The organism is Vibrio sp. V09_P4A23P171 (genome assembly GCF_963875615.1).
Lineage (GTDB): Bacteria > Pseudomonadota > Gammaproteobacteria > Enterobacterales > Vibrionaceae > Vibrio > Vibrio anguillarum.
Window position 1 is genome coordinate 52,400 of record NZ_CAWNMR010000009.1, and the last position, 15,864, is coordinate 68,263.

Genomic DNA, 15,864 nt, shown 5'->3' on the forward strand with positions numbered 1-15,864 from the left:
GCTTTGCTGTGTAAGGGAGAGGGGAATACAGAACGAACAATCTTATGCTTTGGCGTAGATGTCCTTCTCTCCTAACCAGCGATCGATAATGGCGGTCGCGTGGCTTGGATAATGGTCGTGTAAGTAGCGAGCAATGCGCTGTACTTCAGGAATTAAACGTTGGTCACGGACTAAATCCGCAATTTTGAAATCCGCGAGGCCGGTCTGTTTGGTACCAAGCAGCTCCCCCGGACCGCGAATTTCTAAGTCTCGCTGAGCAATTACGAAACCGTCATTGCTCTCACGCAGTACACCCAAGCGTTTTTGCGCGGTTTTCGATAGTGGTGCATGGTAGAGCAATACGCAATGGCTGGCGACAGAGCCTCGCCCTACGCGGCCGCGTAATTGGTGCAACTGTGCTAAACCCAAACGCTCAGGGTTTTCGATGATCATCAAGCTCGCATTCGGCACGTCAACGCCAACCTCAATCACCGTTGTGGCAACCAGCAAGTGCAGTTCATTGTTTTTAAAGGCTTGCATCACCGCTTGTTTTTCGCTCGGCTTCATTCGGCCATGCACCAAACCGATTTTGACATCGGGCAGAGTGCGTTGTAGTTCTTGCGCTGTGTCGGCGGCGGCTTGCGCTTCTAGCACCTCAGACTCATCAATCAAAGTACAGACCCAATAAGCCTGTTTTCCTTCACTCAAACAGGCATGACGTACGCGCTCGACGATATCATCACGCTTTGTATCTGGGATTGCGACAGTTTGAATGGGCGTTCGTCCCGGTGGCAGTTCATCAATAACGGAGGTTTCTAAATCAGCGTAAGCAGTCATCGCTAAAGTTCGTGGGATCGGCGTTGCGGTCATGATCAACTGGTGCGGATATGCGCCTTGCTTCGCCCCTTTCTCACGCAGTTCTAAACGCTGGTGGACGCCAAAGCGGTGTTGTTCATCAATGATGACGAGCGCAAGGTGATGAAATTCAACTTGTTCTTGGAAAAGAGCGTGAGTACCCACTATCATTTTTGCCTCACCGCTGGCAATGCGAGTTAGTTCTGTTTCTTTCGCTTTGCCTTTTAATTTACCCGCCAGCCAGCCGACTTGGATGCCCATTGCTTCAAACCAGTTGGCAAAGTTAATTGCGTGCTGCTCGGCCAGCAATTCCGTCGGTGCCATTAATGCTACTTGATAGCCATGTTCGATAGCACGTGCGGCGGCTAATGCAGCGACCAAGGTTTTCCCTGAGCCCACATCACCTTGTACTAAACGCATCATGGGGTGAGCTTGTGCCAGATCGGCTTCGATCTCTGTCACAACACGTGTTTGTGCTTTAGTGGGAGAGAAAGGCAGTTGTGCAAGCAGTTGTTGTTTGAGTTTGCCTGACCCAGCCAGTGGCAATGCGATATCTTGCTGGCCTTGATGGCGTATAGCCAGCATGGAGAGGTTTTGCGCCAACAGCTCTTCCATAATTAAGCGAACCTGCGCCGGATGTTTCCCTTCATCAAACAGTTGCAGGTTAATGCCCGGTGGCGGCCGGTGAATGATGTGCAGCGCTTCAGAGAGCGTAATTTGGTGATCATACAACCCAGCAGGTAGCAATTCTTGTACGGCGGCTTTGTCGAGTAAACTTAATGCTTGATCAGTGAGTGTGCGTAGCGTGAGTTGGCGCAGGCCATCGGTTGTTGGGTAAACGGGTGTTAAGTTAGCTTCGACATCTGGCTGTTGCTGAGGAGCATAAAATTTATAATCAGGATGAACAATTTCAAGGCCGAATCCACCACGCTTAATTTCACCGTAAGCGTGCACTAACTTACCTTCAGCAAAATTGTTTTTCATCCCAGCAGTAAAGTTAAAAAAACGCAGCGTAATGGTGCCGTTACCATCGCTTATTTTTACTGTGAGCATTTTGCGTTTGCCAAAAACCGTATCCACCGCCATGACTTTACCTTGCACAGCGGCCCAAAGCCCGGGATGCAATTTAGCGATAGGGTAGATCCGTGTGCGATCCTCATAACGTAAAGGGAGATGGAACAGCAGATCTTGCACACTGATTAAGCCAACCTTTTCCAGTTTTTCAGCCACTTTAGCGCCCACGCCAGAGAGTGAGGTGAGAGGAATCGCGGACAGTAGCTGTGACATAACAGGGCTCATTAACAGTATCGTTATGTATTATTCAACCATCGAACTGTTTTTTTGTACAGCATAAAATCATGTAATGGTCGATAAGCGGCAGGCCATCGGCTAATTTGAATAGTGACGCCTAAAATGCAAGATGAGGTAAGGTATCGGCAAATAAAAAACCCCATGAGTGGTTAGCCGCAAGGGGTTTTATTTATTTGGATAGTTTAATTTTTCCGGCGTCGCACTTTCAGTGCATGAGGCATCACACGAATTTTTTTCATGATGTTTGCTAAGTGAATGCGATCTTTGGTGGTCAGCAGCACAGTGACAGTATACAAACGTCCATCACGCTCTTCGGTGGAGAGGCCATGAATGTTGGAACCTGTTTTCGAGATTACATTCGTCAGTTCCGCTAACGCACCTTGGTGGTTTTGCATGTCCACTTTCAGTTCGGTGATGAACTCTTGGTCGTAATCTTTAGACCACTCAACCGCCATGTAACGATCCGGCTCTTTTTGGTAGCCACGAACATTAGGGCAGGTTTCACGATGCACCACTAAACCACGACCCGGAGAGACATGCGCAATGATGTGATCGTCTGGGATGGGGTGGCAGCAGTTAGCAAACGTGAGCAAAATACCTTCAGCGCCGCGGATCGGCAGTTTCTTTTTCGGTTTGCCATCATTGCTTTCCACTTCGGTCAGCTCATCAGCATCGCCGAGCAGACGACGCGCAATGACAATACTCATCAGTTCGCCTAAACCAATCGCGGCCAGCAGATCATCGACCGTGGCCATTTTAAGCTCACCAATCACATGCTTAATGTTCTCGTCACTGATGTCACTGAGTGAAAGATCACCCAGCGCGTGATTGAGCAAACGTCTACCAAGTGTGATCGATTCCTCACGGCGCATGGTTTTAAGCACTTGACGTATCTTAGTACGAGCGCGAGACGTGACCACATAGTTGAGCCAAGCGGCATTAGGGCGAGCCCCAGGTGCGCTGATGATTTCAATCGTTTGGCCGTTTTTCAGTGATTTACTTAACGGATAAGGGTTTCGATCAACACGAGCTCCAACACAGGTATTACCGACATCGGTGTGTACCGCGTAGGCAAAATCAACCGCAGTTGCCCCGACAGGCAGCTCAACGATGCGGCCTTTGGGGGTGAAGACGTAGATTTCATCAGGGAAAAGATCCGACTTAACGTTCTCAATAAACTCAAACGAGTTGCCAGCGCTTTGTTGTAGCTCAAGTAGGCTTTGCATCCAGCGCTGTGCTTTAATTTGCGCGGTGGTGCCAGTGCGTTCGCCATTACCTTTGTAAGACCAATGAGCAGCAACACCTTTGTCGGCCATCTGTTCCATGTCTTCAGTGCGGATCTGCACTTCAACTGGGACGCCGTGTGGGCCGACCATCGAGGTATGCAAAGATTGGTAGCCGTTCGCTTTGGGCACGGCGATGTAATCTTTCATGCGCCCCGGGCGAGGTTTGTACAAGCTATGAACTTGGCCTAATGCACGATAACAAGTATCTGCAGTGTCGACCACGACTCGAAAAGCGTAGATGTCCATAATGGTATGAAAGCGCTGCTCTTTGGTTTTCATCTTGTTATAGATGGAGAACAGGTTCTTTTCACGGCCGACCACGCGTGCTTTCAAACCGAAATCTTGCAAGCGGCCTTCAATTTCACTGTGGATGCGTTGGATCATCTCTTTGCGGTTACCGCGAGCGGATCTTACCACTTCTTTCAATACGCGATAACGATTTGGGTACAATGCTTCAAAGCCAAGCTCTTCTAGCTCAGTCTTGATGTTATGAATCCCTAAGCGGTGAGCAAGAGGCGCGTAAATCTCTAACGTTTCACGGGCAATACGACGCTTTTTATCCGGGCGCAATGCGCCAAGGGTACGCATATTGTGTGTGCGGTCAGCAAGTTTGATGAGAATAACGCGAATGTCTTGCACCATTGCCAGCACCATCTTACGAAAGTTCTCGGCTTGGGCTTCTTTACGATCACGAAATTTCAACTTGTCGAGTTTAGAAACCCCGTCTACCAATTCCGCCACGGCGTGACCAAATTGCGCTTCAAGATCGTCTTTAGTGACATCGCAATCTTCGATGACATCATGTAATAACGCTGCTTGTAGCGTTTCCAAATCAAGGCGCATATCAGCCAAAATTCGAGAAACCGCAACAGGGTGAATGATGTAAGGTTCGCCGCTAGAACGGGTTTGCCCTTCATGGGCTTCACGTGCGACCACATAAGATTGACGCAGAGCCTCAATTTGAGGCTCTGTTAGGTATTCTTGGACAACGTCTTTAAGGCTATCAAATAGATACAAATTATAGGCCCGGAAGGTTGTTGAATTTGAATGGCAGAATTAACGGTTGTGAGCGATGCTGCTTACGGCGGCCAATTCTGCGGCTTCTTGCTCTTTCTGCTCTTGGCGCTCACGAGCATCAAGCACATCTTTCGTGATAAGACCTTCTTCGATTTCGCGCAGAGCGATAACGGTTGGCTTATCGTTCTCTTCTGGCACCAATGAATCTTTACCGCCAGTTTGCATTTGACGAGCGCGGCGAGCCGCAATCAGAACTAGGTCGAAACGATTGCCCACTTTTTCAACAGCGTCTTGAACAGTTACGCGTGCCATGAGAACTCCAAATAGTTAACTAAAAATTTTTAAATGACGAGAAAGTATACAGTCTAATCTTTGTTTATACTAGCGATAGACTTTGCCTTGTTTGAGCGGATGATTATTCCGCCAGTAGCGCGTTGAGCATGCTGTTATATTTAGCAGCTTGCTTGTCTTGCTTCAATCGTTCAGCACGTAAAATAGCTCTGAAATCCATTAATGCCACATCGAAATCATCATTTATGATGACATAGTCGTATTCGGTGTAATGCGAGATTTCAGCTTGAGCTTCATTCATACGTTTAGCAATGACGGCTTCACTGTCTTGACCACGAGCATTCAAGCGGCGTTCCAATTCTTCTTTTGAAGGAGGAAGGATAAACACACTTTTTGCATCCGGCATTTTGTCGCGTATTTGACGCGCGCCTTGCCAGTCAATATCAAGAAAAACGTCAATGCCTTTGTTGAGGTTATTTTCAATCCATACCTTAGAGGTGCCGTAGTAGTTGCCAAATACTTCAGCATGTTCGAGAAATTCACCTTTAGTAATCAACTCTTCAAACAGCTCTTTTTGTACAAAATGGTAATGAACACCATCTTGTTCGCCCGGGCGCATGCCGCGTGTGGTATGTGAAACAGAGACTTTCATCGCATAGGTTGGGTTGGTTTCCAACATCGCAGAGATCAAGCTTGATTTGCCTGCACCACTGGGTGCAGAGACGATATAAAGAGTACCTTTGCCCATCTGTTCTGTTCCACGTTAGGTTAGGATTGAATACTGATATTTGCGTCTATCAGCATGTTAAAAGATAGCACTGACCCAGAGAGTTTCATCCTAGAAAATGAAAATAAGGCCAGAAAAAATGGAGGCGAAGAGTAGCACGTTCCCATGGATGTCTACAACAAAAAGGTCGGCCTTTAGCTGTGAAAGGGGAATTTTAAAACGGTGATATTTTCTTCAATGGGTAAACGTTTGCTCTTATCTCAAGGCTTGTCGAGGGGGTTTATTGCTGTATAATCGCCCGCCGCTGAGCTCGTGATTTGAATATGATCGCGTGATAAGCCTACAAATTAATGCAAGACTAATTCTTCGATTTGGGTTCCCTCGCCCCCAAAACAAACTAAAAAGGTACACAATGAGTTACTTTACCCTTGCGCAGCAGCGCAAAGCTTTGGCACTTTTAGTGCTATTTCATTTGATCATTATCGCATCAAGCAATTATCTGGTTCAGTTGCCCTTTACTGTCTTCGGTTTACATACCACTTGGGGCGCATTTACTTTCCCATTCATTTTTCTGGCAACGGATCTCACTGTACGCATTTTTGGTGCAGCGTTGGCCCGTAAAATCATTTTCTTAGTGATGTTACCGGCTTTGATTGTTTCTTATGCACTCTCGGTACTATTTTTTGAAGGTCAATTCCAAGGGCTTGCTCAGCTTCATGAGTTTAATCTGTTTGTTGCGCGTATTGCGATTGCCAGTTTTATGGCGTATTTGCTAGGGCAAATTATGGATGTGCATGTGTTTAATCGTCTGCGCCAGATGAAGCAGTGGTGGGTTGCGCCAACATGTTCTACGTTATTTGGTAATGCATTAGACACGGTCGCTTTTTTTGCGATTGCTTTCTATCAAAGCCCAGATCCATTCATGGCTGAACATTGGACCGAAATTGCCTTGGTCGATTATGGTTTTAAACTGGTGATCAGTTTAGGCCTGTTTGTGCCGATGTACGGTGTGCTGCTCAATTACTTGATCCGGAAGCTGACAGCGGTCAACCCTGATTTTCGAACCGTTGGGATCAATGCTCAGTAGTTGAAATGTTCAGTAGTGGAGTAGCAAGCTATTATACTAGGAAGATAGAAAATCAAAGCCCGAGCAAGTGCTGCTCGGGCTTTTTTATGTGTCTGCATCTTATAACTATGATGGGTCGATAATGAGTGGCCAACCAATGTCGCTTTGACGGTTTGCTTCAATATCCAGCTCGGCGGTGGTGAGAGGATTGGCCGCTAACCATTTGGCGGATAACCGAAGAGTCAGTTGGTCACCTTGAGCTTGCAGTGTAAATTTAGGCTGTAGTGCCTCGTTACGACGATGGCTGAGCAATACGGCAAGGCGCAGTAAACGTAACACTCGCTTGGCGCTGTTGCCCGACAGAGCGTACTGCTCTGGCAATGAAGAGAGCTGCTCGCGATAACGACGAGCAATTTCGCCTAGAAAGTGTTTCTGTGCACGGGTATAGCCGGGTAAGTCGAGGTTTTGTAACAGGTAGGCGCTGTGTTCACCGCCTTTTTTTAAATCAATCGCTAACCCTATTTCATGCAATTGTGCAGCGGTAGTGAGCAGCATTTCAGCTTGCGGTTCCGCAATCCAATCTTCCCCCCCACACTGTTTGAGCAGCGATTGGGCAAGTTGAGCCACTTGCTTGGCGTAGTCAACATCAATTTGATATCGCACCTGAACGCTATTTATGGTACGCGTTCGAATGTCATCTTGGCGCAGCTCTTCGACCATTTCATACACTAAGCCTTCACGCAATGCGCCGCCAGCTAAAGTCATCGATTCAATCTCGAGCAGTTCAAAGATGGCAATTAAAATCGATAGGCCACTTGGGAAAACTAACGCTCGCTCTAAAGTTAAGCCTTCAATATCAAGCTCTTCCAAGTGATCGGCGAGCATCGCTTGTTTTTGCAAGCGTTTTAGTTTGGTATGAGTGATCACCTCATCCATACCTTGCGCCAGCATAATCTCTTGCAACGCCTGTACTGTGCCACTGGCACCTACGCACACATCCCAACCTAACTGTGAGTATTGTTCAAGGATAGGCGCTAACGTCTGTTTTGCCGCATCGATCGCTCGATTAAAGTTAGCCGCGTTAAGCTGTCTGTCTTTAAAATGGCGCTCAAGCCAAGTGACGCAGCCCATTTTTAGACTAGTTAGGGCTTTGGCTTCAAAACCTTCACCAATAATGAGTTCGGTACTGGCACCACCAATATCGACCACTAAGCGACGTCCTAAGCCACCAGAAGTATGAGCTACCCCTTTGTAGATAGTGGCAGCTTCTTCTTCACCAGAGATAACGTTAATTTGATGGCCCAATATGCTATTGGCTTTGGCTAAGAACAAATCAACGTTAGTTGCGGTGCGTAGTGTGGCAGTGCCAACAATACGGATATTGCTGGCGGGTACATCTTGCAGTCGTTCCGCAAATAAACTGAGGCAGTCCCATCCTCGCTGCATCGCTTCTTGGCTAAGAGCGTTGTTATCATCTAACCCGGCGGCCAAGCGTACTTTGCGCTTTATTTTGGCCATCGTTTGTACACTGCCATCAATATGACGCACGATGAGCATATGAAAACTGTTCGACCCAAGGTCGATGGCAGCGTAGAGCGGCGAGGAGACGGCTTTACTCATAAATGGATTACGAACCCTTATTACTTTGATGCGGTTGACGTGGGCGACGACTTTGTGGCTTACGGTTGCCAGTACGAGGGCCATTGTTATTAGTACGGCGCTGCTGAGGATTACGAGAACGCAGACGAATTGGCGGCGGTAAGTCTTCAATCAACGCCGATGCATCGTAATCAGAAACAGGAACTGCGTGCCCGGTGTACTCTTCAATCGCGGTTAGGTTAATGGCGTACTCTTCACAGGCAAAACTAATCGAGTGACCACTCTCTCCTGCTCGACCTGTACGACCAATACGGTGCACGTAGTCTTCACAGTCATCAGGTAAGTCGTAGTTGAATACGTGTGTGACTTGAGGAATGTGTAAGCCTCGCGCTGCCACATCGGTTGCAACAAGAATGTCGACATCACCGGTAGTAAATTGCTCAAGGATCTTTTCACGTTTCTTCTGCGGTACATCACCCGTTAGCAGGCCGACACGGTGCCCATCTGCAGCTAAATGACCCCAAATAGAGTCGCAGCGGTGTTTTGTGTTGGCAAAAATGATGGCGCGATCTGGCCAGTCTTGTTCTATCAGTGTCTGTAATAGCGCCATCTTATGTTCGTTAGACGGGTAGAACAGCTCTTCTTGGATGCGATGGCCAGTTTTTTGTTCTGGTTCAACAACCACGTGCTCAGGGTTATGCATGTGCTCGAACGCCAATTCTTGAACGCGATAAGAAAGCGTGGCTGAAAATAGCATGTTCAGGCGTTCTTTAGGTTCAGGCATACGGCGAAACAGAAAACGAATGTCCTTGATAAAACCAAGGTCAAACATGCGATCGGCTTCATCCAGCACTACAGCTTGAATATTATTCAAGTTAAACACGTGTTGTTTGTAGAAATCGATGATACGTCCTGTTGTACCGATCAATATGTCGACACCATCTTGCAGCTTAGACAATTGCTTATCGTAGCTTTCACCACCGTAAGCCAGCGCGGCTTTGATGCCAGTACTGGCAATCAGAGGTTCGGCGTCGTTATAAATTTGAATCGCTAACTCACGAGTCGGAGCCATAATAATGGCACGCGGCTGCGTCGGTTTTCGCCCTTCATGTTCAGGGGTTGTTAGTAAGTGGTTAAAAGTAGCAGCGAGAAACGCAAGCGTTTTACCAGTCCCTGTTTGGGCCTGGCCTGCAATGTCTTGGCCGGTGAGCAGTACCGGCAACGCCAAGGCTTGGATCGGGGTACAGTAATCGAACCCTTTTTTTTCCAATCCTTCAACAACTTGAGGATGTAATCCCAAATCGGCGAACTTTTGCTCTGTGATATGTGTCTTTTTCATCGCCATAGAATATCAGCTTAAGCTTGCAATACGAAAGTAAATACATTCCAATAGAGCATCTATTTACTGGTTAGCTTATAATCAGTGCAGAAAAACATATTGGAGTGGAAGATGAGCGATAAGATTTTGCAGCTTACAGATGATGGTTTTGAGAACGATGTAATCAAAGCTGCAGGCCCTGTTCTTGTTGATTTTTGGGCAGAATGGTGTGGTCCTTGTAAGATGATTGCGCCAATTTTGGATGAAATCGCTAGCGAGTACGAAGGCAAACTGACTATCGGTAAATTAAATATCGACCACAACGCAGGTACTCCACCTAAGTTTGGTATTCGTGGCATCCCAACCTTGCTGCTGTTCAAAAATGGCAACGTCGCTGCAACGAAAGTTGGTGCGTTATCAAAAACTCAATTGAAAGAGTTTTTGGACGCAAACCTATAACAGGTATCGCAAAGCCGTACATTTTCTGATGCACGGCTTTGTTTTTTTGAAAAGAAACAAACTCTAGACTAGGCTATTATTTAGTGCTAGTTTATCGCACGTTAATTAGACAAGTGTTCACTTCTTGGTCGATCCTGAGACCAAAATCCATCTTAACTAGAAAATAGATCCTATTTTGACTAAACAAGTATCCACCACAATGAATCTAACAGAATTGAAGAACAGACCTGTGTCTGATCTTGTGAAACTTGGTGAGAGCCTAGGCCTCGAAAACCTAGCGCGTCTAAGAAAACAAGACATCATCTTCTCCATCCTAAAAGCGCACGCAAAAAGTGGTGAAGATATATTTGGTGATGGGGTCTTGGAAATTCTTCAAGACGGTTTTGGTTTCTTACGTAGCGCCGACTGTTCATATTTAGCTGGCCCTGATGATATCTACGTATCACCAAGCCAAATTCGCCGTTTCAACTTACGCACCGGTGACTCAGTATCCGGCAAAATTCGCCCACCAAAAGAAGGCGAACGTTATTTCGCATTGTTAAAAGTTAACACCGTTAACCACGACAAACCGGATAATGCACGTAACAAGATTTTATTTGAGAACTTAACTCCACTGCATGCCAATGAACGTATGATCATGGAGCGTGGTAATGGCTCGACAGAAGACATTACGGCACGAGTTCTAGACCTTGCCTCTCCGATTGGTAAAGGCCAGCGTGGTTTGATTGTTGCTCCGCCAAAAGCGGGCAAAACCATGTTGCTACAAAATATCGCGCAAAGTATTGCTAACAACCATCCTGATTGCGTGTTGATGGTGCTACTGATTGACGAACGTCCTGAAGAAGTAACGGAAATGCAACGCCTTGTGAAAGGCGAAGTGGTTGCTTCTACGTTCGATGAGCCAGCTTCTCGTCACGTACAAGTGGCAGAAATGGTGATCGAAAAAGCAAAACGTTTGGTTGAGCATAAGAAAGATGTCGTTATCCTGCTTGATTCCATCACACGTTTAGCTCGCGCCTACAACACAGTGATCCCGTCATCTGGCAAAGTATTGACTGGTGGTGTGGATGCCAACGCATTGCAACGCCCTAAGCGCTTTTTTGGTGCGGCTCGTAATGTAGAAGAAGGCGGTAGTTTAACGATTATTGCGACGGCATTGGTTGATACCGGCTCTAAAATGGATGAAGTTATCTACGAAGAGTTTAAAGGTACAGGTAACATGGAATTGCACCTTAACCGTAAAATTGCGGAAAAACGTGTCTTCCCTGCTATCGACTTCAACCGCAGCGGTACTCGTCGTGAAGAGTTGCTTACTAAGCCTGATGAGTTACAAAAAATGTGGATTCTGCGTAAGATCGTTCACCCAATGAGTGAAAGTGACGCAATGGAATTCTTAATTGATAAGCTCGCGATGACGAAAACCAATGATGAGTTTTTTGATGCGATGCGCCGTCAATAATAGACGCTAAGTTTAGTATGACCAACGCCACCGTTTATCGGTGGCGTTTTTGTTTGCATTTGACCCATTAACCTTCCACAATAGGCCAAATGTTACAAGGAGGTTAAAATGCAACAAGGAATGTTGTCGTCGCTTCTCCTCTCGCTATTTTTATTTTGTGCGTGGCCAAGTGCTGCCTCTATAGAAATAACGTCTGATACAGCTCAAAAATGGCTTCAGGAAGAACAAATTCGCCATAAAAGTGCAGAGCTATTGCAGTACGCGGTACATGATGAATTTGATTCTTTGCGTTTTTCATTACAACGTTTAGCGCTATTACCGCAAGAAGCCGCACGTTTTCTGTTGCTGCAAAAAATCGAGCAGTTGGATCTCGCCCTAACGCCGAATATGGTGATCTTCATTGAAGAGCAGCAAGCGCTTGCACCCACTTACCAAGTTGTTGAAAAAGAACAAGGCTATGAATTCTCAACTCCAGCTTTTGACTCTTCTGCGATAGCCAGCCGTTTATTAAAGCGTTGGCGGCAGGAACAAACCATTCTCGACTTCTTGGTGAAGGCGGAGCGCCAAGAGCTAGTACTGCAAACATGGTTGTCAGGGACTCAATATCAAGTAAAAATTCGCGAAACGTTACTGATCCGCGAGTTAGATACACTATCCCCAAGTGCTTTGGCTGCGCTCACTGAGCAACTGACATCAGAGCCAGTGACCGGGTGGTTGCCTTCCACACAAGTGATGGTTCGATTAGCTCAAGTTAGTGAAGATCCTAAAATCTATAAACTCCTGTGGCTGATGCGGGTCGATTTCTCCATTCAGCAGGAACTCACACGATTAGCCAGCGTAAGCGATGAATTTGCGATAAAACAGATCATGGCCGCCAGTGAAAATCCAAGTTTAAAAGTACAAGCGATTAAGGCATTAGTTCGCATCAGCCCCATGCGTTCTGATATCCGCGACTTTCTGATAGCCAAAATGTCAATCAATGAAGAGGTCAATTTAGTGGCCACTGCTTTGGTCGAGCAGGGACACAGCCGCTGGCTAAAGGATTTACTGGTGAGTAATTCTCAGGTGAAAAGTCGTGGTATTTTGCAAGCCCTCTCTCAATAACCCTATGAAATTTGGGGATCGTTAATGGGTTGTTTTTGTTATACTGCCTGCAGTTTAATCAGCGATGTAGTAGGCCTATGAGCTTTAAGGATTTACGTGAATTTGTTGACCATCTGGAAAAAACAGGCCAACTAAAACGCATTACTTGCCCGATTGACCCTCATTATGAAATGACGGAAATTAGCGACCGCACTTTGCGTGCCGCAGGTCCTGCCTTGCTATTTGAAAACCCGATCGGTTATACGGTTCCCGTGCTCACTAACTTGTTTGGCACCGCAAAACGCGTCGCGATCGGCATGGGGCGTAAAGAGGTCCAAGAGTTAAGGGAAGTCGGCAAATTACTGGCTTATCTCAAAGAGCCCGAGCCACCACAGGGCTTCAAAGATGCTATCGATAAATTGCCTTTATTTAAGCAAGTGCTCAACATGCCAACCAAACGACTACGCAAGGCTCCTTGCCAGGAGATTGTTTGGCAGGGCAACGATGTTGACTTAGGCAAAATCCCAGTGATGAGTTGTTGGGCCGATGATGTTGCTCCTCTTCTGACTTGGGGGCTGACCATCACTAAAGGGCCAAACAAGAAGCGACAAAATCTCGGGATTTATCGCCAACAGAAACTCAGTAAAAACAAAGTCATTATGCGTTGGTTGGCGCATCGTGGTGGTGCTCTAGATTTAAGAGATTGGATGGACACTCACCCCGGAGAGAATTTCCCAGTTTCAGTGGCTTTTGGTGCTGATCCTGCAACCATTCTAGGCGCGGTGACACCAGTGCCAGACACGCTTTCTGAATATGCTTTTGCTGGATTGCTACGAGGCAGTAAAACAGAAGTGGTTAAATCGCTCAGTAATGATCTAGATGTGCCTGCTAGTGCGGAAATTGTGCTGGAAGGCTACATAGATCCAAACGAATATGCTGACGAAGGGCCTTATGGTGATCACACGGGTTACTATAATGAAGTTGAAAAGCATCGTGTCTTTACGGTTACGCATATCACAATGCGCAGCAATCCTATCTACCATAGCACTTATACCGGACGCCCACCTGATGAACCAGCTGTGCTTGGTGTTGCGTTAAATGAAGTGTTTGTACCTATACTCCAAAAACAGTTCCCTGAAATCGTCGATTTCTATTTGCCGCCGGAAGGTTGTTCTTATCGAATGGCGGTGGTGACGATGAAAAAGCAATACCCTGGTCATGCAAAGCGAGTCATGATGGGAGTTTGGTCGTTCCTTCGCCAGTTTATGTACACTAAATATGTGGTGGTGTGCGATGAATCAGTCGATGCTCGTGATTGGAATTCAGTTATCAATGCAATGACAACACATATGGACCCAGTCCGAGACACTTTATTCATCGAACATACACCGATTGATTCACTTGATTTTGCCTCTCCAGTGGTGGGACTAGGCTCCAAAATGGGCTTAGATGCTACCATTAAATGGGATGTTGAGAGTGACGGTACAAGACAACAGTCATCACCATCAACGGCTCCTCAGATCAAAGCTGAGCATTTGGATCAGCTTAGAGCACAGCATTCTGAGATTGTTGATATCTATTTAGTGCCATTTTCTAATGATGGTTTCTTGATTGTATCCATGAACAAAGCGTTCGCTGGTCAATCTCAAGAGCTGTTAAAAAAGATATGGGCATTTTTAGAGACATTTTCAAATCTGAAGTTTGTTGTGCTCTGTGATGATGATGTGAATATCCGAGATTGGAATGATGTGATTTGGGCGATAACCACGCGCATGGATCCGTCTCGAGATACTGATCGTATAGAAGCTAATGAAGGGCAATGTTCCAAGCTCCTGCTGGATGCAACCAACAAACTCTCTGGTGAAGTTCAGCGAGAGTGGGGGACGCCAATCCAAAAAGATCACGAGGTCGTCACCAAAATAGACTCGCTCTGGGATGAGCTAGGTATTTTATGACTTATACGGTGATCTTGCTGCCGAAAGGCGATACTTTTGAAGTGCAAGACGGTACAACGGTGTTGGAAGCTGCGCTCAACAAGAACATCTCTTTTCCACACCGTTGTCAAATAGGTGCATGCGCTATGTGTATGTGCAGAAAATTAGAAGGTGTAGTGGAATATAACTTAGAACCGATGTTGACTGACGAAGAGCAGCGACAAGGTTGGATATTCCCTTGCCAAGCCTTTGCAACAAGTAACTTAGTACTTACTTTTGCAGAGTAAGTCAGAGGAAAAACATGACCACCCAATGTAAAGTAAAGTCAATTGAGCCACTAGCCTCTAATACTTATAAAATCATCCTCCAACCTGAAAGCGTTCTTGCATTTAAAGCTGGGCAATATCTCATGGTAGAAATGGGTGAGAAAGATAAACGTCCATTTTCTATCGCAAGCAGCCCTTGCCGTTCTGGTGAACTAGAGTTGCACATTGGTGCCGCCGAGCACAATGCTTATGCACAGGAAGTGGTTGAGAAAATGAGAACGGCATTAAGCAACAATGGTTTAGTCAATATAGATGCACCTCACGGTGATGCGTGGGTAAAAGAAAATGAGCGCCCTCTACTACTCATTGCTGGAGGAACAGGTTTTAGCTATGTACGCTCGATTTTAGATCACTGTATTAGCCAAAAGAAAAGTAACGCTATCTATTTGTACTGGGGAGCAAAAGACGTTTACCAACTCTATGCAAAAACAGAACTGAGTGAGATTGCTCAGCAATTTGAGAACATCCACTTTGTACCTGTTGTTGAAACGGCTGATGAAGGTTGGAATGGCAAGGTTGGCAATGTACTCCAAGCGATCAATGATGATTTCGAGTCGTTAGAAGCGTACGACATTTATATTGCAGGTCGTTTTGATATGGCTGGAGCAGCAAGAGAACAGTTTACCCAATACAAAAATGCAAAAAGCGATCACATGTTTGCTGATGCCTACGCTTTTATTTAAGATCGAGAGAGATTAAAGCCTATCAAAAGAGAGCGAAATGCTCTCTTTTGATGCTTTGTGGCTGCTATTTAAACAAAATAGATGTTTTTCTTATTTTTTATTAAAAACCGCTTGCACTCATCTTCGTTCTCCCTATAATGCCGCCTCACTGACACGGCACAGCCAGTAAGGGTTCAAGCCCAATTAGCCAGCCAATCAGTGGGTCAAATCAGTAAGACGAAATAATTTAATAAAGTGTTTGACACTTTTCATTATCTCGCTAGAATGGCCGCCTCTTCAAAGGAAGCCTCGGCAAGCCAGAGAAGAACGCTCTTTAACAATATAAACCTATCAATCTGTGTGGGCACTCGTTGATGATAATCAAAAAAGATTTATCAATGAACTGAGTGACCAATCAGAATCAAGTTTACTTGATTTTGGCACAGTCAATTCATTGTTGTTCTGTTGGAACAACAATAGCTTTAAAATTAC

Annotated in this window: 13 protein-coding genes; 7 read left to right on the forward strand and 6 right to left on the reverse strand. The window is 45.9% G+C overall.

Annotated features, from left to right (window positions below; translation table 11 throughout):
* Nucleotides 1-42: 42 nt before the first annotated feature.
* From recG to gmk, 4 genes are all read right to left on the reverse strand, one after another.
* Nucleotides 43-2,121, reverse strand: a complete 2,079-nt coding sequence (gene recG / locus AACT23_RS03920; protein ID WP_094129129.1) for an ATP-dependent DNA helicase RecG — start codon at nucleotides 2,119-2,121, stop codon at nucleotides 43-45.
* A 206-nt stretch (nucleotides 2,122-2,327) separates the two neighbouring features.
* Entirely contained in the window at nucleotides 2,328-4,448 is a 2,121-nt protein-coding gene (spoT, locus tag AACT23_RS03925) for a bifunctional GTP diphosphokinase/guanosine-3',5'-bis pyrophosphate 3'-pyrophosphohydrolase (RefSeq protein ID WP_017045712.1), read from the reverse strand.
* 39 nt (nucleotides 4,449-4,487) lie between these two features.
* The gene (gene rpoZ / locus AACT23_RS03930; RefSeq protein ID WP_013855406.1) at nucleotides 4,488-4,760 is read right to left on the reverse strand and encodes a DNA-directed RNA polymerase subunit omega; all 273 of its coding nucleotides are present in this window, start codon (nucleotides 4,758-4,760) and stop codon (nucleotides 4,488-4,490) included.
* 103 nt (nucleotides 4,761-4,863) lie between these two features.
* Nucleotides 4,864-5,487, reverse strand: coding sequence for a guanylate kinase (gene gmk, locus AACT23_RS03935; RefSeq protein ID WP_017044367.1), 624 nt, complete (start codon nucleotides 5,485-5,487; stop codon nucleotides 4,864-4,866).
* Nucleotides 5,488-5,878: 391 nt separating this feature from the next.
* Here gmk and AACT23_RS03940 point away from each other — a divergent pair, with 391 nt between their 5' ends.
* Nucleotides 5,879-6,553 carry a 7-cyano-7-deazaguanine/7-aminomethyl-7-deazaguanine transporter gene (locus tag AACT23_RS03940; RefSeq protein ID WP_026028324.1) on the forward strand — a complete coding sequence of 225 codons (675 nt, stop codon included), beginning with the start codon at nucleotides 5,879-5,881 and terminating at the stop codon, nucleotides 6,551-6,553.
* A 105-nt stretch (nucleotides 6,554-6,658) separates the two neighbouring features.
* Here the strand turns inward: AACT23_RS03940 and gppA are convergent, their stop codons facing one another.
* The gene (gppA, locus tag AACT23_RS03945) at nucleotides 6,659-8,152 is read right to left on the reverse strand and encodes a guanosine-5'-triphosphate,3'-diphosphate diphosphatase (RefSeq protein ID WP_094129131.1); all 1,494 of its coding nucleotides are present in this window, start codon (nucleotides 8,150-8,152) and stop codon (nucleotides 6,659-6,661) included.
* A gap of 7 nt (nucleotides 8,153-8,159) precedes the next feature.
* Entirely contained in the window at nucleotides 8,160-9,470 is a 1,311-nt protein-coding gene (gene rhlB / locus AACT23_RS03950; RefSeq protein WP_026027733.1) for an ATP-dependent RNA helicase RhlB, read from the reverse strand.
* A gap of 111 nt (nucleotides 9,471-9,581) precedes the next feature.
* Here rhlB and trxA point away from each other — a divergent pair, with 111 nt between their 5' ends.
* The 6 genes from trxA (at nucleotide 9,582) to fre (ending at nucleotide 15,393) form a co-directional block, all read left to right on the forward strand.
* Nucleotides 9,582-9,908, forward strand: coding sequence for a thioredoxin TrxA (trxA, locus tag AACT23_RS03955; protein WP_010319293.1), 327 nt, complete (start codon nucleotides 9,582-9,584; stop codon nucleotides 9,906-9,908).
* Nucleotides 9,909-10,107: 199 nt separating this feature from the next.
* The gene (gene rho / locus AACT23_RS03960; RefSeq protein WP_010319292.1) at nucleotides 10,108-11,367 is read left to right on the forward strand and encodes a transcription termination factor Rho; all 1,260 of its coding nucleotides are present in this window, start codon (nucleotides 10,108-10,110) and stop codon (nucleotides 11,365-11,367) included.
* A 108-nt stretch (nucleotides 11,368-11,475) separates the two neighbouring features.
* Nucleotides 11,476-12,471 carry a hypothetical protein gene (locus tag AACT23_RS03965; protein ID WP_094129134.1) on the forward strand — a complete coding sequence of 332 codons (996 nt, stop codon included), beginning with the start codon at nucleotides 11,476-11,478 and terminating at the stop codon, nucleotides 12,469-12,471.
* A 77-nt stretch (nucleotides 12,472-12,548) separates the two neighbouring features.
* The gene (ubiD, locus tag AACT23_RS03970; protein ID WP_094129137.1) at nucleotides 12,549-14,405 is read left to right on the forward strand and encodes a 4-hydroxy-3-polyprenylbenzoate decarboxylase; all 1,857 of its coding nucleotides are present in this window, start codon (nucleotides 12,549-12,551) and stop codon (nucleotides 14,403-14,405) included.
* Nucleotides 14,402-14,671, forward strand: a complete 270-nt coding sequence (locus tag AACT23_RS03975; protein WP_013855397.1) for a 2Fe-2S iron-sulfur cluster-binding protein — start codon at nucleotides 14,402-14,404, stop codon at nucleotides 14,669-14,671. The genes ubiD and AACT23_RS03975 overlap by 4 nt, the downstream gene beginning before the upstream one ends.
* A 14-nt stretch (nucleotides 14,672-14,685) precedes the next feature.
* Nucleotides 14,686-15,393, forward strand: coding sequence for an NAD(P)H-flavin reductase (gene fre / locus AACT23_RS03980; RefSeq protein ID WP_064624207.1), 708 nt, complete (start codon nucleotides 14,686-14,688; stop codon nucleotides 15,391-15,393).
* Nucleotides 15,394-15,864 lie beyond the last annotated feature (471 nt).